Origin of the sequence: Sphingomonas sp. NCPPB 2930 (assembly GCF_042867205.1) — a bacterium.
In the GTDB taxonomy this organism is placed as follows: domain Bacteria; phylum Pseudomonadota; class Alphaproteobacteria; order Sphingomonadales; family Sphingomonadaceae; genus Sphingomonas.
Genome location: NZ_JBHZQU010000003.1, coordinates 104,277 through 122,810, shown reverse-complemented (window position 1 = coordinate 122,810; position 18,534 = coordinate 104,277). Strand labels below are relative to the sequence as shown.

Below are 18,534 nucleotides of genomic sequence, written 5' to 3'. Positions count from 1 at the left end.
GAGACAGGAACCCCGACCCTTGCGTCAGTTCTTCGTGCCGCCGAAGGCGGTGTCATGCTGGCGCGCGCCGTCGAACTTGACGGTCCCGGCCAGTGCCGCCGCATCGGCGCCGAAGAAGCGACCGCTCACCGCGCCGCCCGACGCAACCGTTGTGCCCGAGTGGGTCGCCACGCCCCCGTTGCCCGAGAAGCTGGCCCCGATGATCCGCGCCGTGCCGATATCGACCCCCGCGCCGGTCGACGCGTTGGACAGGCTGCCACGCAGCGTACCCGACGTGCCCGAGCCGAAATTGGCGGTCAGGGTGCCGGTCAGCGCGCCCTTGTTGCCATAGTCGCCGATCCCCTTGACCGTGTAGGTCGCGGTGCCGCTGGTCGGGACGGTCGTGCCGCTGGTGTTGCCGACATAATAGACGGTGTGATCCCCCGCCGAGGCATTGCCCGTCTGCGACCATTCGCCGAACCACAGGTCCGCCGAGCCGACACGGGCAAAGCGGAAATCGCCATAGCTGCTATGATCGGCGGTATCGCTGCTCGCCATGTTGAGATGGCGCACGCCGTTGAGATCGGGGGCCGCATAGAGGCTCAGCCCCTGGAAATCGACGCGACGTCCATTGGTCCCCGGCACGCCGATGCCCGCCCGGCCGGCGACATGCGGGCCGCCATTCACGTCGCTTTCGCCCACGGTCACCTTGCTGGTGTCGCTCGATCCCCCGGCGAACTGCGCCTGCGCCGCGCCGCTGGCCAGGACGGTGGCGAGGCCGGCGAGAAGGATGGTCTTCATCTGGATGGAGGTCATGCTATTGCTCCTGCGGTTGTGTGCGCCCGATCGCTTCGGGCGCATCGATCCGGCCCCGCCGCTCGTCCGGCTTTCAGGAAGGACGAGGGCGGCGGGGTCGAATGGCGGGATCGTCAGAAGCGGCCCGTCAGGCTCAACCGGACGGTGCGCCCCGGTGCGGGCATCAGCGAACGGGTCAGCGGGTCGGCATAATAACGATCGTTGAGGTTGGTCCCGACCAGCTCGGCCGAGAAACGGTTGTTCAGATTGTAGCGGACATAGGCGTCGGCGGTGATGATCGCGCCCCAGCTGAACGGCACGTTGAGCGAATAGACGTCGATCTGCTGCGCGCGCGGCAGGTTCGCGATCTTTTCGAAGAAGGGATTGTTGTAGCGGCTGTAATAGGTCAGCCGCCCGCCAAGCTCGAGCCGCTTGTCGAAGAAGCGGCCGCCCATCGTCCAGTTCACCGTCTGCTCGGGCGTCGCCTGGGTCAGCAGGAAACCGTCGGGAAAGCCATATTTGACGCAGTTGGGGACGCTGCCATTCTTCTTGTCGGCAAGCGCGGCGGCGCTTTCGTCGCACACCTGGTTGGTGGTCATGAAGACCGCGCCCAGCTGCGTATAGAAGCCGCCGGTATCAATCCGCGCTTCGGCCTCGATCCCCGCGATCGTCTGTTCCTGGATGTTGCTGAACTGGAGGTTGGTGGACCGTTCGACCACGTTGGAGATATGGTTGCGATAGAAGGTCAGCTTGACGTCGGCGCGCTGATCCTCGCCATTCAGATGGAACAGGCGGCGCAGGTCGCGCACCAGGCCGATCTCGTACAGCCTGGCGTGTTCGGGCTGGAGCGGTGCCAGCGGGTTAAACGAGGCGGAGAAGCCCAGCGTGCTCTCGAACATGCTGGGGAAGCGCCACGTCTCGATATAGCGGGCATAGGCGCGGGTCTGTTCGTCGGCATAGACGGTGGCCGACAGGCTGGGCGCCCAGCGGCGCGCCGAACGGCGCGGCGCGGTGATCGGCACCGTGGCGACGATGGTCTGGAGACGGCACGTCCCGTCATTGCCCGCGATCTGGTTGATCGCACCGTTGAGACAGGGATTGCCGTTCCGGGCATAGCGTCCCTGGGCATCTGGGCTCCAGGTCGGCCCTTGTTCCTCGAACGCGACCTCATAGGGATTGGCGAGATATTCGGGCAGCAGCTCGGCGATCAGCGCGTCGACCTCCTTGGGATCGACATCGGTCAACAGGCTGCGCCAGTAGCGCTTGGCGAAATCGGCGCCGGTGCCCTTTACGTTGAAGAACGAATTATAGCCGCGATAGACGGTGGAATTCAGGTTGGCATTGCCCTTGGCGATCTGGCTGCGCGCGAAATCGTCCACCGCCCAATAACCGGCATAGCTGACGCCTGCGTTCAGCTTCAGGAAGCTGGCGGGCCGCCATTCGCCGTCCAGCCGGACCAGGAACTCCTCGCGTCGGCCCGCGCGCGGGAATTGCCGCCATCCCTGGAAGCGCGCCGGATCATAGACGTCGCGCGACGCCAGTTTCTCATGCTGCCAATTGCCGCTCAGCGTCAGGTCGAAGGTCGACCCCAACCGGACCGTGTTGGCGGCGTTCACGCCATAGCGGTTGTTGATCGCATTGGCGCGGGCATTGTCGACCAGGATCGGCCGGGCGAAGGTCGCGAAATTGGGCATGCCGCCGGAATTATAGGTGTCGCTGGTCGTGTCGGTGGCCCAGAGATTGGCCTTCAGGTCGATCCAGCGGCTCTCCGGCTGCCACTTATATTCGGCATTATAGGCGCGGGCATGCACCTTGCTGAGCGGCCATTGCGCATTGCCGGTATCGATCAGGATGCGCGACGGCATGATCTCGCCATATCGCGTCACGCTGTCGCGCAGGCTGACCAGCAGATACTGGTCGTCGGCGATGTGCCAGGTCGCCTTGAGCAGCACGGACTCCAGATCGCTGGAGGTGTTGGGCACCTCATCGCCCGGCGCGAAGCCCAGCGCCATGCGGCGGATTCGATTGAGATTGCTGGAGGGGAGTTGCGTCTGCCGGTAATAATCCGGATCGCTCGTCCCGGAGAAGTAGTTGCCCCGCTCGCGATAGGCATAGGCCCCGAACAGGTCGAGCCCCTCGATCCGCAACGCCGCCGCAACCCGCACGGCGCGGTCCCCCAGCGAGAAGAAGCGATTGTCATCGCGGGTGCGCGGCACGATCAGCAGCGAGGGGTCGCGCAGCGCGAAGCTGGGCGAGTTTTGCGGGAAGCCGGGCACGGTGCGATAGTCGCGCCCGGTCAGCAGCGTCGGCAGGCGCGGGTCGGTCGCGTTGTTGCCGCCCTCTAGCCGCACGTCGAGGCCGAAGGTCCGGCCCGGACGCAGCACGTCGTCCGCGTCCAGCGTGTTGATGACGACCGTACCGCCGGTCGAGCTTCGGATATTGCCCCGATCGGTCGGCCCGCGCAGCACCTGAAGCCCGGAGATCAGGCTGGGATCGACATAGGCCCGGTTGCTCGCGCCGTTATAGCCACGCCAGACAGTCAGCGCCTGTTCGGTCCCATCGATCACGACGGGCACGCGGCCGGGCCCCTGGATACCGCGAATGCTGGGGTCGAGCGCGCCGCTGTTGCGCGCATCGCCGCTCAAGACATTGACCATGCCGCTCAGCAGGTCGGAGGTGGTGACGCCCTTATAGCGTTCGATCTCCGCCCGGTCCTTGTAACCGCTGGAGAAATCGGCGTCGAAGACCGCGTCATGGCCCCGCTCGGCGCGCGTTGCCGCGACATTGCGGGGGGCATCGTCTCCCTCGACGCGCAGGGCGTCGGTGATCACCGGGGCCTGCGTGCCGCCTGAAGCCCGCGCCGGGCGACGCCGGAGCGTCAGCACCCCGTTCGACAGCTGCCAGTCGAGTTCGGTCCCGGCGAGCAGATGGTCCAGCGCCCGGGCGCGGTCCATGCGGCCCGACGCCCCGCGTGACCGCAGCCCGGCGAGCAGGCCCGCATCGACGCTCAACTGCACCTGTGCCTGCTGGGCGAACAGGGCCAGCGCGTCGGCCAGCGGTTGTGCGGGGATGGCAAGGCTGATTTCGTCCGGCCGCCCCTGAGCCGCCAGCGGTGCAGCCATGACCCCCATCGTCGAGGCCGTCAGCATCAAGCCGATGCCCAGCCGCTTCCATCGAAAACCGATCCGTCCGCTCTTCACATAGTCCCCCATTGTCACACGCCGTAAATGCTAATGCGTATTGTTCGCATTCATGAGTTGGACGTTTGGGCGGCTCGGATTTTCGGGCGGTTTCAAAATTTTTTTGGGGTTCGCCGTTCAATCGGCGTGGACGATGGTGATCCACGGCGTGATCCGGGTGATGGACAGGCCGTGAGCCTGGCGCATCGCGGCGAGGGCGCGGTCGGAATGGCGCAGATCGTAAACGCCGGTCACATGGCGCGCCATGCCGGGGCCGCGGGCGATCAGCCATCCCTGATGCCATGGCCGCAACGCCGCGATCGCCGCTGCCAAGGGGCGATCGATCATGACGAGCCTTCCCGTCGCCCAGGCGGCGACACGGGAGGGCGGCGTCTCGCCCCGGTGCCGGGCGCCCGATGCGCAGTCGAGGTCTTCGGTCTGGCCGGGCCGCAAGGGGAGGGGATCCTTCCAGCCCCCGGCACAGGATACGCCGACGGCTCCCTCGCGAACGGCGATATGCGTCGTGGCGTCTTCCATGGCGACCTCGAAGGCGGTTCCCAGATCCGTGGCGACCGCATCGCCCGCGACGACCCGGAACGGATGGTCGTCATCATGGCGAACCTGAAAATAGGCGCTTCCGCGCAACAGGCGTGCATGGCGGGCGCCGTCGAACGTCATGGCGCTGCGCGGCGCCAGGGTGACGCGGCTGCCGTCGGCGAGCGTCATCGTCCGGACCTCGCCGGTCCGCGTCGTCGTCGCCGCTGGCGTGATCGGCAAAAGGTCGCGGCCGATAAAAAGGGCGGTAAAGCTGGCGGCCAGCGCGAACGGGACCAGGACGGTCCGGCCTGCGCGTCGCCATCGCCGATCGGATACGGCGGGAAGCCTCGCCACGCCGTCCGATGATGGAAGCTGCCGGATCAGGGCGCTGACATGGTCGAGTTGGCTCCACGCCGCATCATGCGCCGGTGTCTCGCGCCAGAGCCGAAACCGGCCGTGCAAGGCGGCATCATCCGGTTGCTCCTGCAACCTGATCATCCATTCCAGCGCCTCGCGCTGGTGACATGTCTCGCCCTCGTCCTTGCTCACAATGGCTTCAGCCTCTTCCTTCTCTCCGAGGACGAACGGGGCCGCGATTTTTTCGCCCCGGCAGACTAATTCGTCGCTGGGTGAAGCGCGCGGCGACAGCGCGCCACGCCCTCTATGACCAGCGAATGGGCCGTCGTGATCGACACGCCCAGTTCTGCGGCGATCTCGCGCAACGGTGCCCCCGACAGGCGATGCATCTCCACCGCCCGGCGCATGGGCGGGGTCATCCGGCGCAGTTCGGCGGCGACGATGGCGAGTTGCTGGGCGGCGATCGCGGCCTGCTCCGCATCGGCCGCCGCAGCCGCTACCCGGTCGCTTTCGCCGTCGAGATCCGGCGGCATGATCCGTTCCTGCCGTCGCCGCTGACGATAGGCATCGATCGCCAGATTGCGGACCACGCGTCGGATATACCCCATCGGTTCGCCGACCGGCCGCTCCGGACCCCGCTGCGCCAGTTTCAGCCATGCCTCTTGCACGACATCCTCTGCGGAATCGGGGTCGCCTGTCACACGCGAGGCCTCTGCGATCAGCCGTCGCCGCTGGTCGGCGAACAGCGTGGCCAGTGGCGGCAGGACTGTCATGGCGCGGGCCATGCCGCCAGCCCGAAGGCGGCATATTCTGCCGCAGCGACGGACAAGGCAGACCGCGCCACAGACGACAGTCGCTCGATCCTTCGCATGCCCGTCGCTCCCGCCAGCCTTGGCCCGGAACCATCGGTGCCGTATCTGGCCATCCGGGGCCGTTGCCAAATTAGCTAATGCGAGTCAATCGCATATGATGACATTGGCTGCCGGGAGCGCGCAGGCTCCTCGATATGTCGCGCTCAGGGTTGGGGCGTCGCAGGCTTCTCGGGAGCCGCCGCAGCACGGCGGAGTTCGGCGATCTCGGCGGCGGTCTTGAAGTCCAGCATTTCGACCTGGAAGACCAGATCCGCATTGGCCGGAATAGGGCCGGAGGCCTGCGCGCCGTAACCCAGGGCGGCCGGAATGCAGAGGCGCAGGATGCCGCCCCGACCGACCATTTGCAGTCCTTGCGAGAAGCCGGGGATGACCTCGCCCACCGGCATGACCGACTGCATCGCCTGGTCGAACACCACGCCCGTCGCGGCCAGATAGCCGACATAGTTGACCAGCGCGGTCGCGTCCGCACCGGGCATCGCACCCGTGCCAGGACGCAAGACCGTATAGCCCAGCCCGGACGGCGTCCGCGAGGTGCAGGCACGCTGGGCGGGCGGTACGATGGGATTCAGCGGAAGGGGGATGATGCCGCCATTTGCCGTCGCCGGGGGCGAAGAAGGCCGCGTCTTCACGCCCTGCGCGGTCGCGCCTGCGGAGAATGGCACCGTCAGGGCGGGAAGGGCGATCGCGATGGCGAAGCGGCGCAGCGCGCGGCGGGAAATGGTCATGGCGCATGCCCTAGTCGCGCTTTGGCCGACAGATCAAGCGGCTGGGCCCCGCCGCGCCGCTACTGCATTTATCATCATTACACATGAACATTGTCACACTAATGAAAAACCTCGGTCATAGGGCGGCCTTCTTCCAAATCTCCCGTGGAGGAATATGTGATCAAGAACTGGACCGGCCTTGCTGGTATCGGTGGCGTGTGCCTGTGCGCCATGCTTCCGCAAATGGTGTTTGCCCAGACGGCGGGCACGATCGCCGCCGAAGACAAGGCGGAGCAGGATGTCGTCGTGGTGGGCGAACGCGCTCGCAAGCCGGTGGTGATGGACCTGCCCAATTCGCCCAAGGCGCGCGCGATCGTCACGCAGGACTATATCGAGCATACCGTCCCCGGTCAGTCGATCTTCAATGCGATCAACCTCGTGCCCGGCGTCAACTACAATGCGGGCGATCCCTATGGCGGCAATGGCGGCGGCATTCGCATCCGCGGCTTCGATGCCAGCCGCATCGCCTTCACCTTCGATGGCCTGCCGCTGAACGACGCGGGCAATTATGCGATCTATTCCAGCCAGCAGATCGATCCCGAACTGGTGCAATCGGTCAACGTCAATTTCGGGTCGACCGACGTCGACTCGCCGACCGCCAGCGCGGCGGGCGGTACGGTCAATTATCGCACCATCCTCCCGACCGAGACGCTGAGCGCGACGGCGGTCTATTCGCATGGCGGCGGCAACATGAACCGCGTCTTCGGGCTGCTCAACACCGGCGACCTGACCGCCAGCGGCACCCGTGCCTGGTTCTCCGCCAGCAGCCAGAGCTATGACCTCTACCGCTATTCCAAGGTGCGCAAGGCCCAGTATAACGCCCGGATCTACCAGCCGTTGGGCGGCAACGATTTCGTGTCGCTGGCGGGCTTCTTCTACCAGCATCGCAATTTCGGATATGGCACGCCGTCGCTCGCCAACCTCAACAACGTGCTGGGCAATCCCTATGCATCGTCGGCGAACGGCCCGGTTCGCGTCGATCCGACGCGGGCGCAGTTCGACAAGCTGTTCGCCGACCAGAGCAACAGCTATCTGAACAGCACCACCTGCGCGCTGCCGTCCCAGATGCAGGCCGCGAAGGGCACGGTGCAGGACGACCGTTCGAGCTGCACCAATACCCGTCAGACGGGTCTGAACCCCGTCGATACGGGCAACCTCCGCTTCAACAGCCTGCTCACCCTGTCCGATCGGCTGACCTTCTCGATGGATGGCGGCTATGCCTTTACCCGTGCCAATGGCGGCGGCTCGACCGTGTTCGCCGAGAGCGACGCCAATGCCGGGCAGAAGGGGGCCAATGGCAACCAATATGGCCGCGTAGGCGGCGGTGTCGCCTCGGGGCGCGACCTGAATGGCGATGGCGACATGCTCGACTATGTCCGCGCCTATTATCCGTCGAACACCCAGACCCATCGCCTGATCGCGATTGCCGGGCTTCGCTACGATATCGATCCGAGCAATCTGTTGCGCCTGGCCTATACCTGGGATCGGGCGCGGACGACGCAGACGGGCGAGGCAAGCTATCTGCGCGCGGACGGTACGCCGTGGCTGCCGTTCGGCACCAGCGATGCGAGCAATCCCCATGCCATGCTGGATGCGGCGGGCCATGTGCTCAACAAGCGCAACCGCCTGACCTATTCGATACTGCATCAGCTGTCGGGCGAATATCGCGGCAAGCCGTTCGACGACTCGCTGTCCTTCACCCTCGGCCTTCGCGCGGCGCTGTTCCGGCGCAACATGAACAATGCCTGCTACACCATTCCGGGCAGCGGCAGCGAAGCCTATTGCACCTCGCAGACGCAGGCGCAGGTCCAGGCGGACAGCCGCACCAAAGGTTTCGCGCCGCCCTATACGGGGCGGATCAAGGAATATCGCGCACTGCTGCCCAATATCGGTCTGACCTGGCAGATGACGCCGGCGGTCAGCCTGTTCACCAGCTACACCAAGGGCTTTTCGGCACCCAGCACCGATGTCTATGCCTATGACGACAAGGTCATCCGGCTGGGCGGAGACGAGGTGAAGCCCGAACGCACCGATTCCTACGATCTGGGCCTTCGCTATACGATGGGCATCGCCCAGGCCCAGCTGGGCGGCTGGTACATCCGCTACGACAACCGCATCGTCAACGTGACCACGCCGGTCGAGGGCGGCGGCACGATCAGCGCCAGCCGCAATGTCGGCGGGGTCGACAGCAAGGGTATCGATGCCTCGCTGTCGGTCAGTCCGGCGCGCTGGCTGTCCCTCTATGGCTTTGCCTCCTACATGACGGCCAAGCTGAAGGACGATGTCATCAACGCCGCCACGGGGCAGGTGGCGATCGCGACCAAGGGCAAGTCACTGGTCGATACGCCGAACTGGCAATATGGCGGCCGCGCGCAGGTCAATCTGCCCTTCGGCGTGGTCGGTCTGTCCGCCAAGCATGTCGGCGACCGCTTCGTGACCGATGTCAACGACGTGAAGGTGGCGGGCTATACGCTGGTCGATCTCGACGCGCAGATCGGGATGGAGTGGATCGGCCTGAAGAAGACCTATCTCCAGTTCAACATCGTCAACCTTCTCGACAAGGCCTATTTCTCGAACCTGGGAACGGTGGCCAGCAGGGGCGGCTATTTCAACTTCGGCAATCCGCGCACGGTGATCGCCAGCATGCATTTCGAGTTCTGACGGCGGATCGCGGCGGCGGCTGAGCCGCTTGCCGCCGCGAAGGGACAAGGAGGGGCCGGGCAAGATGGAAAGACACCGTCACGCCCGGCCTTCGATTTCGAGACGAAGGCAAAGGTCATCATGCGCAAGGTGATGCGGAATATCGGGGCGATATTGGCGATCGGGCTGGGTGCCACGGCATCCGTGGCCGGAAAGGACGGGACCCCGACACTGGAGCTGATCGGTGCGACCAGTATCCCCCATGGCACCCGCTTTCAGGGCCTGCCGATCGGCGGATTGTCGGGGCTCGACCGGCTGCCGGGCGGCGACTATCTCGCCATTTCGGACGATAAGGGCGATGGGCGGCCGCCGCGCTATTACCGGCTGGCGATCGCGCTCGATCCCGCCCATCACCGGATGCGCGTGCTGATAGAGGCGCAGCAGGTGCTGCGCGATGCCCAGGGCCTGCCATTCCCCACCGATCATCCGGTGGTCGATCCCGAGGCCATTCGCCACGCCGGTGGACATCATATCTACTGGTCGTCGGAGGGGACGTGGAACGCCGACCCCGCGCGGCGGGTCCAGCCCGCCATCTATGAGGCCGATGCAACGGGACGCATCCTGCGCAGCTTCTCGCTGCCGCCCGTCTATCTCTATGCCGACAACCGGAGCCGGGGCGCGGCATCCAATGGGGTGATCGAAGGGCTGGCGGTCGGGCCACAGGGGACGGTCTATGCGGTCAACGAGGTTCCCGCCTATGAAGACCTTGCCGTCGATGACGGACCCGGCCAGGCCACGCGGCACCGGCTGACCAGCTTCGACCCCAGGAGCGGCCGGCCGCTTCACCAATATGTCTATGACGTGCCCGACGGCCAGTATAGCGTTTCCGAGCTTCTGGCGATCGACGACCGGCATTTCCTGTCGATCGAACGGGTCGTTCCTTTCGACTCCCGGACGGGCGTGAGGGCCAGGATCATAGTGTCCGGCATCACCGATCGCACGACCGACGTCCTGTCCTGCCCGGCGCTGCCGTCCTGCCCCGCCGTTCCGATGACCCGCACGGTGCTGCTCGACCTGCCGCAGCAATATCGGGGCGTGAAGATCGACAATCTGGAGGGGATGGCCTGGGGACCGAGGCTGCCGGATGGTCGGCGGACCATGATCGTCGAGGCGGACGATAATTTCAATAAGGACCAGCTTTCCCAGTTCCTCGCCTTCGCATGGCGGGGCAGGCTGGTGACGACCCGATCGGCAATGTAATATTATTTCCTAGCGCTGCGAGTGGTTTGCACGAAGTGTGAATCGGCTGTCATTATACTGATATTGACTCGCATTACCGCTGAATGGAGGGGCGCCCCCGGACTTATCACGAGGGCGGAATGACAGTCGTAAAATATTCGGCAAAGATGGTGATCGGCGCGCTCGCCTTGTCGGCAAGCGTCGCAGCCATGGCCAGGGGCAATATCATGGCGGACGCAGCGCACCCCACCGCCGCCTCGCCACGTGTGAAGAAGGACGAAGGGGCGGACCGGTCGAGCACCGGCGACATCGTCGTCACCGCGTCGCGCCTCGACATGCTGGGCAAGGGGACCACCGCCAGCGAGGGGCGGATCACGGCCGACGAAGTGGCGCTGCGGCCCATCTATCGGCCCGGTCAGTTGCTGGAAACCGTCCCCGGCCTGGTGGTGACCGCGCATTCGGGCGAGGGCAAGGCATCGCAATATCTGTTGCGTGGTTTCAACCTCGATCATGGCACCGACTTCGCCAGCTTCCTCGATGGCATGCCGATCAATCGCCCGACCAATACCCATGGGCAGGGCTATGCCGATCAGAATTTCATCATGCCGATGCTGATCGCGGGGATCGACTTCACCAAGGGGCCGTATCACGCCGAGGTGGGCGATTTCGGCGCGGTCGGCTCGGCGCATATGCGGCTGGTCGATCATATCCCGACGACGCTGTCGCTCAGCGCCGGGACGCTGGGCGATTATGGCGTCTCCGGCGGGACGACGATCGCGCTGGCACCCGACCACCGCCTGCTGCTCGCGGGCGAATATGGCCATCTCGACGGCCCATGGACGCATCCCGACGACTTCGACAAGGTCAATCTCGCTGCCCGCTATAGCCAGGGAACGACCAATGACGGCACCAGCCTGACCGCGCTCTATTATGCGAGCAAGGGCAATCTGACCACCGACCAGCCTCGGCGCGCGGTCCGGCAAGGGTTGATCGACCCGTACGGCACGCTCGACCCGAGCGATGGCAGCCGGTCGCATCGGTTCAGCCTGTCGGGCCGGTTCGCCAAGCCGATCGGCGACGCCGCGATCGACGCTAGTGCCTATTATATCCGGTCGGACATGATCCTGTGGAACGACTTCACCCATTATCTCGACGATCCGGTCAATGGCGACCAGGAAAAGCAATATGAGAACCGCGATACGGCGGGCGGCCGGATCGCCTATCGCCGCAGCGACGAATTTCTGGGTCGACCCAGCGTGACGACGATCGGGCTGCAGGCGCGCTATGACCGCGCCTATGTCGCGCGGCTTCACACGAAGGATCGCGTGCCGCTATCCTATTGCTCGGTCGAGGGGCCCAACGGGACGACGCAGGTGCCCGCAGCGGGCGGTATCTGCAATGCCGACGACGTGACGTTGCTCGATCTCGGCGGCTTTGTGGAGAACAGCACCGACTGGACGCCGTGGCTGCGCAGCACGATCGGCCTGCGCGAGGAATATTACGGCGCCACCGACACCAGCCGGACAACCCGCTTTTCGGGCCGTGCGCATCAGATGCTCTTCCAGCCCAAGGGCAGCATTGCGATCCGCCCCTTTGACACCACCGAATTCTATATCAGCGCCGGACGCGGCTTCCACAGCGACGATGTGCGCGGCGTCTTCGGCACCGTGCCGCAGCAAGGGGTCCCCGGTTCGGCCGGACGGACGCCGCTGCTGGCGCGGGCGGTCGGCTATGAATTCGGGTTGCGGACGAATGCGATCCGGCGGCTTGCGGTGCAGTTCGCGCTGTTCCGGCAGGATTTCGAATCCGAACTGGCGTATAATGCCGATGTCGGCCAGGACAGCGCCTCCGCGCCGAGCCGCCGCGTCGGGATCGAATTGTCGTCGCAATATCATCCGACGCGCTGGCTGGAGCTGAATGCCGACATCGCCTTCGCCAAGGCGCGGTATCGCGGGGATTTGAAGCCATTCGGGCTGACCGGGCGCTTCATCGCCAACGCACCGCGCTCGACCCTGTCCTTCGGTGCGCTGGTCAAGGATCTGGGGCCCTGGTTCGGCGGCTTCCAGATCCGCAATCTCGGTCCCTATCCCCTGGTCGACGGTCCGCGCGAACCGCACGACCCCGGCTATACCGAGGCCAATCTCGATGTCGGATACCATCTCGGCGCGCGGACGACGGTCCAGCTCAGCATCTTCAACATGCTGAACACCCATGCCAACGCATCGGCGTACTACTACGCCACGCGCCTGCCGGGCGAGCCGGACGATGGCGTCGAAGGCTACCAGTTCCACCCGCTGGAGCCGCGATCGGCAAGACTCAGGCTGACCGAAACCTTCTGATCGGGTGGTGCCCATAAAAATGCTCCCCGACGGCATCGCCATCGGGGAGCATTCCTTGCGACCAGGGTTTCACACCCCGGGATCGATCATCAGAACTTGGTCGTGACCGAGAACTGGATGTAGCGCCCGTAAATGTCATAGAAATTGACGGGCGAGTTCTGCCATCCGTTGATCGAATAGGTGTTGTTGCCGCCGCGCGCCGGAATGATCGGCGGATCCTTGTCCAGCACGTTGTTGATGATGACCCCCAGCGTCATCCGCTTGGCAATGTTCACGTTCGCTGCCAGATCGAAATAGCTGTAATCGGGGATGCGTGCGAAGGTGTTCTGCGTCGTACGGCGCAGCGTGCCGCTCTGGGTGCCTGAAATGAAGCGCCAGTTCGCTGAGATCTGGAAGAGCCCATCCTGTCCGGTGAACGTCGTGCGCAGATTGTGGCGCCACTTCGGAATGGGGTTCCCGACGCCGTCGCCGAAATAGCCGACGCTGCCCGACTGGTTCGAGACCGAGCGGGCGCTGTTCACCAGGCCACCGTTGAAGTCGGCGGCCAGGGTGCCGGTGCTGACCGGCAGGTCGTAATGCGCCTGGAAGTCATAACCGGTCGTGCCGATGCGGTTTGGCACGTTCAGGACGAGTGAGCTGACATAGCCCGAATTCGGGTTGTTGATGTTGCCATACAGCGTGCCGTTGCCGTTGCGGACGAACTGCTGACACGAGATCTTATTGAGCTCGGTCGGATCGGTGGCGTAGTTGACGCAGTTCGCGACCAGGGTGTCCTGATCCAGCCCGACGATCTGGTTCGTATAGCGGATCTCATAGTGATCCACCGAGAAGCTGAAGCGTGGCAGGAAGCGCGGCGTCAGCACCAAACCATAGGTCAGCGTGTTCGCGGTCTGCGGCCCCAGCGCCGGATCGACCGCGCCGTTGCGATAGATACAACCGGCTTCGGGGCAGCGGATGGACGTGCTGCCATAGCTGGTGGGGTTGAACCCGGGTTGCAGCTGACACGCCGCGAGGCTGGCGAGCGGGGCACCGCCCGCAGCGGTCGACGCGCCGCAGATATCGACGAAGTTCAGGCTGCGGCTGAAGTTGATGTTCTGCGTCGCTTCGAAGACGCCAGGTGCGCGCGAGGCGAAATTGCGCGCGACGCGGAACCGGATATCCCGAACGGGCGCCCAGGTTCCCTCCAGCTTCCAGGTGCTGAAGAAGGGGCGCGACGAGGTGTCATAGTTGGACGCGCGATAGCCGCCGCTGAAGCCCAGCAGGTGGGTCCAGGACTTGTCCTGGATCAGCGGAAGCTGAAGCTCGGCGGCCAGTTCCTTGGCGGTCTGCGTACCGCGCGAGAAGGAGGACGGGTTCGGCGTACCCTGGATAATCGTGTTATAGTCGGCGCTAGTGAAGTTGTTCGCGATGTCGCGACGCAACTCCGCCCCGAAGCTCACCTGTGCGCCATCGGTCGCCAATGGCGAACGGATGCCATACTGGCCCAGGTCGCCACTGATATTGGCCTGCACGTCGAAGAAATAGCCGACGTTACGCCGCGGGCCGTTGGGCGCATATTGGAAGATATACTGATAGACCGCCGGATCGCTCGAGTCCCCGCGGAAGATGTCGAGCGGCACGCAATTCGGATCGGTGCCGTTGACCTTGGACACGCAGGTCGGCACGCCGTTGACGCTGACGACGTTCAGCGCCTTGGCGATGTTGGCGCCCGAGGGTGCCCAGTTGCGGTTGATCGCGCTCTTGACCAGGCTCTTGGCCCATACGCCGCCGACATCGTAATGCCACGCGCCACCGAAGTCGCCGCGAACGCCAAAGGTCGCACGGTTGTAGATCTGCTGATAATCGATCGTGCGGGTCGGATAGTTCTGGAACCGATAACCGAAGTCGATCGGCACGGTCGCCGAGGTACCGGCTGCCGCGCCGCACAGCACCTGCGCCTGCTGCGCCGACATCAGCGGATTGTTGCAGTTCAGCTGATAGCCGCCCGCGCCATTGGTCTGCTCGCCGATCGTGGCGGGCAGGTACGTCCCCTGGCTGGTGTTGCGGGTGAACATGTAGCTGCCGTAGAATTCAGCCCAGTCGGTCGCCTTGAACGACAGGAAGCCACCGGCATTGTAACGCTCGTTGGCGCGCAGCATCTGATAGCTGTCGTCCATGCGATTCTGACGGTCGGTGGTCGCGTCCTGGGTATTGCGATACGGCCGGAAGGTGCGGCTGCCATCGCTGGCATTGATCTGCGCAACCCGATTGTTCAGGTTGTAGATATAGCCATAGCGCGAATAGATTGAGGTGTCGCAGCTCAGCGCGCCGTCAATGCCAGCCTGCAACAGGTGGCAGGCCTGCGAGGAACGCGAATTGTACGGCAGATTGTCGGTATGCCGATAGCTGAAATAGCCCGACAGCGACAGGCGGTCGTCGAACAGCCGCTTACCGGCGGCCACGTTGATCGTGGCGCGCCCGCCATCGTTGGTCCAGCCCAGCGGGGTCGGGAAGCCACGCGACCGGGCCGTCTGGGTGACGATGTTGTCGCGATTGAGATGGTTGAAGAAGCCGTAATTGGCGTCGATCTGGACCCCTTCGAAATCCTTCTTCAGGATGAAGTTGACCACGCCGGTCAGGGCGTCGGGACCATAGACGGCGGCGGCGCCACCGGTCAGCACGTCGACGCGCTGGATGAGGGCAGGGGGAATGGAGTTGACGTCGGCCGCCACCTGGCCGCCGAGGCGCTGACCGTCGAGCAGAATCAGCGCGGCATTGCCCGATCCGCCGATGTTGCGCAGATTGACGCGTGCGGTGCCGTTGCCTTCGTCATCTGCCTGCGGGGCGTAAGGCACGACCTGCGGCAGCCGGTTGAGAACATCCTCGATGTTGACCGCGCCGCTGAGCTTGATTTCCTGGGCCGAAACCGCCTGGACGGGCGCCGCCGATGCCAGGTTCGGGTTGACGATCCGCGAGCCCGTTACGATCACATCGTTGGGCGACGTCTCGGTACGATCCTCACGATCGCCGGTATCCAAGCGGACATTCTCACGTTCCGCATTCTTGCGGCTTTCGGACTTGGCAGCGTTCGCGTCAGTGGCCGGCGTCGTTTTTTCCGACTGCGCGGCAACAGGCGCGGCCCACATCATCGCGACGCAACTGGTGGCCAGCAAAAAACCGATATGTCTCATGTGCTTCCCCCCATTTCGACAACTTCGCTGTCCCCTTTTTTCGACAGCGAAGCCGAATCTCATTCGATCGACGAGATGGGAATTTCAAACATGTTTCATCCTTGCGGGCAATATCAATATATGACTTTTCAATGAATGGTATTTAACAGGTTTGCTAAGCATTTCTGATGGAATGACATTTTTGTAGCACGGTGCGCTGTGTTGACCGTTATTGGTCTTTACGGTGCTTTTTTAGAGGCGTTTCCAGCCCGATACGCCCGACAGGGGGCGGCGAATCCAAGCGGTGCGGATCATGCTGGCTCTGACAGCGGCAAAGCCGTGATATTGAGCAACGATGCGCAGGTAACACGGACCCGGCAAAGACCGGCAGGAAGGACTTGCGATCCTTCCCGCCGGGGATGGGCTCAGACGGAGGGTTGTAGCGAAGCCGCATCAAGGTCGACCGACAGCTCACGCGGCCAAAAGCGCAGCGCGCGGCACTGGCTGACAAAGCCCTTGGCGTCCTTCGGCTTGGCCAGCGCTACGAAACCTTGGTCCCGTTCGGTCACGCCCGCCGCGTCGAACAGCGCGGTCGCGGTCGAACTGTGGCCGATGAACTTGCAGTGCGCGAAGGCGTCAGCGACGAAGTCCTTGGCCGTCGCATCCTTGGCGAGCATCGCGACGCCCGCCTCGGAGGGCAGCACCGTCACCGCGTCGTAAAGGACCGAAGGGCCTCCGTCGATCTTCTGCTTGGCGGCGACCTTGGTGCCGTCGTCCAGCGTCACGCCGCCGATCTTGGGCGCCACGACTTCCCAGAGCGCCCCTTCGGCCTCGAGCGCGCTCGTCACCGCCGCAAACAGCGCCGCGCTGCTGCCGTCGGTCAGCAGGATGCCCATCTTGCGCCCCTTGAAGTCCTGCGGGCCGTTGGCCAGAATGCTCAGCTTGGGCGAGGAAGGCAGGTCGAGCGTCGGTTTCGCCGCCTTTGCGGGCTCCGGCAGGTCCAGGCCGAGCCCATCGGCGACCGTCGCCGCAAGCCCTTCGTCGATCAGCCGGAGGTGGGAGACGGCACGCGCCCGGATATCGACCCGTTCGACCTTCGACAACTCGAATACCAGCGCGTCGCCGATATGCTTTTGTTCGATCGGCTGCTGGCTGGCGAAGAATTGCCTTGCCTGGCTGTAATGGTCGGCGAAGGTCTCGGCACGGATGCGCTGCTTGGTGCCCTGCACCTCGGCCGGGAAGCTGCGATAGCCGATCGTCGGATTTTCGCGCGGGCCACCATCGGGGCCCCAGCTGTTCGGCTCGTAATTGGCGCGCCCCTTGGGGTTGCGCATCGCCATATGGCCGTCCTGCTGGAAATTCATCACCGGGCAACGCGGCGCATTGACCGGGATATGGGTGAAGTTCGGCCCGCCCAACCGCTTCAGCTGCGTGTCCAGATAGGAGAAGTTGCGGCCGTGGAGCAGCGGATCATCGGAGAAGTCGATGCCGGGCACGACATTCTGCGTGCAGAAGGCGACCTGTTCGGTATTCGCGAAGAAATTGTCGACATTGCGGTTGAGCGTCAGCGTCCCGATGATGCGGACGGGAATGTCCTCCTCGGGGATCAGCTTGGTCGAATCCAGATGGTCGAAGGGCAGGCGGTCGGCCGTTTCCTGGTCGAACAGCTGGACGCCCAGATCCCATTGCGGAAAGTCGCCCGCCTCGATCGCCTGCCACAGGTCGCGACGATGGAAGTCGGGATCGGCGCCGTTGATCTTGACCGCTTCGTTCCACAGCACCGATTGCAGGCCCTGGCGCGGCTTCCAGTGGAATTTGACGAAGGTCGACTTGCCCTCGGCATTGACCAGCCGGAAGCTGTGGACGCCAAAGCCCTCCATCGTGCGGAACGAGCGTGGGATCGTCCGGTCGGACATCTGCCACATCACCATGTGCCATGCCTCGGGGCTCAGGCTGGCGAAGTCCCAGTAATTGTCATGCGCGGACTGGGCCTGCGGAAAGGCGCGGTCGGGCTCCTGCTTGACGGCGTGGACGAGGTCGGGAAACTTGATCGGGTCCTGGATGAAGAAGACCGGGATATTGTTGCCGACAATGTCCCAATTGCCCTGCTTCGTATAGAATTTGACGGCAAAGCCCCGGACGTCGCGCGCCAGGTCCATCGAGCCCTTGTTGCCCGCGACGGTCGAGAAGCGGACGAAGACTTCGGTCTGCTGGCCCACCTCGCTTAGTATGTCGGCGCGGGTATATTCGGCCAGGCTATCGGTCAGCTCGAAGACGCCGTGCGCGCCATATCCACGGGCATGGACCACCCGCTCGGGAATGCGTTCATGGTCGAAGTGGAAGATCTTCTCGCGCAGGATGAAGTCTTCGAGCAGCGTCGGCCCGCGCTCCCCGGCGCGCAGGCTGTTCTGGTTGTCGGCGACGGGAACGCCCTGCTGCGTGGTCAGCGTCCGGGCCGTGTCGTCGGTGGCCTGATGCGTCTCTCCGCCATGGCCCTGGGGCTCGGCATAATGGCTCGGCATATCCGCCCCGGCGGGAAGGGAGGGCGCTTGGGCGGGCGATACGCCCTTGGCCTTGCCGCTGCCCTGCTTGCTCTTCGAACTGGCCATGATGGTGTCTTTCATCGTTGAGGGAACGTGCCCGTCCAACGCGCGGATCGGCCAATCGCCCTCCAAATAAATGCT

10 protein-coding genes are annotated in these 18,534 nt (G+C 64.4%); 3 read left to right on the top strand and 7 right to left on the bottom strand.

The window, feature by feature from the left end; translation table 11 throughout:
• Nucleotides 1–24 precede the first annotated feature (24 nt).
• From ACFX59_RS05670 to ACFX59_RS05650, 5 genes are all read right to left on the bottom strand, one after another.
• Nucleotides 25–795, bottom strand: a complete 771-nt coding sequence (locus ACFX59_RS05670) for a Slam-dependent surface lipoprotein (protein WP_387430465.1) — start codon at nt 793–795, stop codon at nt 25–27.
• 113 nt (nt 796–908) lie between these two features.
• On the bottom strand, nt 909–3,974 hold the full coding sequence (locus tag ACFX59_RS05665; protein ID WP_387430463.1) for a TonB-dependent receptor domain-containing protein: 3,066 nt from the start codon (nt 3,972–3,974) through the stop codon (nt 909–911).
• A 117-nt stretch (nt 3,975–4,091) separates the two neighbouring features.
• Nucleotides 4,092–5,039 (bottom strand): FecR family protein, encoded by a 948-nt coding sequence (locus tag ACFX59_RS05660; RefSeq protein ID WP_387430460.1) that lies wholly within the window; start codon nt 5,037–5,039, stop codon nt 4,092–4,094.
• A 65-nt stretch (nt 5,040–5,104) separates the two neighbouring features.
• Nucleotides 5,105–5,620 carry an RNA polymerase sigma factor gene (locus ACFX59_RS05655; protein ID WP_387430458.1) on the bottom strand — a complete coding sequence of 172 codons (516 nt, stop codon included), beginning with the start codon at nt 5,618–5,620 and terminating at the stop codon, nt 5,105–5,107.
• Between the two features lie 242 nt (nt 5,621–5,862).
• Nucleotides 5,863–6,444, bottom strand: coding sequence for an FKBP-type peptidyl-prolyl cis-trans isomerase (locus ACFX59_RS05650; RefSeq protein ID WP_387430456.1), 582 nt, complete (start codon nt 6,442–6,444; stop codon nt 5,863–5,865).
• 156 nt (nt 6,445–6,600) lie between these two features.
• On the opposite strand from ACFX59_RS05650, the gene ACFX59_RS05645 reads away from it, so the two are divergent.
• The 3 genes from ACFX59_RS05645 (at nt 6,601) to ACFX59_RS05635 (ending at nt 12,701) form a co-directional block, all read left to right on the top strand.
• A complete protein-coding gene (locus ACFX59_RS05645) occupies nt 6,601–9,144 on the top strand; it encodes a TonB-dependent receptor (protein ID WP_387430454.1) in 2,544 nt (847 codons plus the stop codon).
• A gap of 120 nt (nt 9,145–9,264) precedes the next feature.
• Nucleotides 9,265–10,383: an esterase-like activity of phytase family protein gene (locus tag ACFX59_RS05640; RefSeq protein WP_387430452.1), complete on the top strand. Its 1,119-nt coding sequence runs from the start codon at nt 9,265–9,267 to the stop codon at nt 10,381–10,383.
• 119 nt (nt 10,384–10,502) lie between these two features.
• Nucleotides 10,503–12,701 (top strand): TonB-dependent receptor, encoded by a 2,199-nt coding sequence (locus ACFX59_RS05635; protein WP_387430450.1) that lies wholly within the window; start codon nt 10,503–10,505, stop codon nt 12,699–12,701.
• An 89-nt stretch (nt 12,702–12,790) separates the two neighbouring features.
• Here ACFX59_RS05635 and ACFX59_RS05630 read toward each other — a convergent pair whose 3' ends face one another.
• Complete coding sequence (locus ACFX59_RS05630; RefSeq protein WP_387430448.1) at nt 12,791–15,871, bottom strand: TonB-dependent receptor plug domain-containing protein; 3,081 nt, start codon at nt 15,869–15,871, stop codon at nt 12,791–12,793.
• A 404-nt stretch (nt 15,872–16,275) separates the two neighbouring features.
• Nucleotides 16,276–18,459, bottom strand: coding sequence for a catalase (locus tag ACFX59_RS05625; protein WP_387430446.1), 2,184 nt, complete (start codon nt 18,457–18,459; stop codon nt 16,276–16,278).
• Nucleotides 18,460–18,534 lie beyond the last annotated feature (75 nt).

What these genes read in the sequence shown, in the direction of transcription:
- ACFX59_RS05655 (WP_387430458.1), bottom strand. Translation starts at nt 5,620, where the DNA reads ATGACAGTCCTGCCGCCACTGGCCACGCTGTTCGCCGACCAGCGGCGA.
- ACFX59_RS05625 (WP_387430446.1), bottom strand. Translation starts at nt 18,459, where the DNA reads ATGGCCAGTTCGAAGAGCAAGCAGGGCAGCGGCAAGGCCAAGGGCGTA.
- ACFX59_RS05640 (WP_387430452.1), top strand. Translation starts at nt 9,265, where the DNA reads ATGCGCAAGGTGATGCGGAATATCGGGGCGATATTGGCGATCGGGCTG.
- ACFX59_RS05630 (WP_387430448.1), bottom strand. Translation starts at nt 15,871, where the DNA reads ATGAGACATATCGGTTTTTTGCTGGCCACCAGTTGCGTCGCGATGATG.
- ACFX59_RS05635 (WP_387430450.1), top strand. Translation starts at nt 10,503, where the DNA reads ATGACAGTCGTAAAATATTCGGCAAAGATGGTGATCGGCGCGCTCGCC.
- ACFX59_RS05670 (WP_387430465.1), bottom strand. Translation starts at nt 795, where the DNA reads ATGACCTCCATCCAGATGAAGACCATCCTTCTCGCCGGCCTCGCCACC.
- ACFX59_RS05650 (WP_387430456.1), bottom strand. Translation starts at nt 6,444, where the DNA reads ATGACCATTTCCCGCCGCGCGCTGCGCCGCTTCGCCATCGCGATCGCC.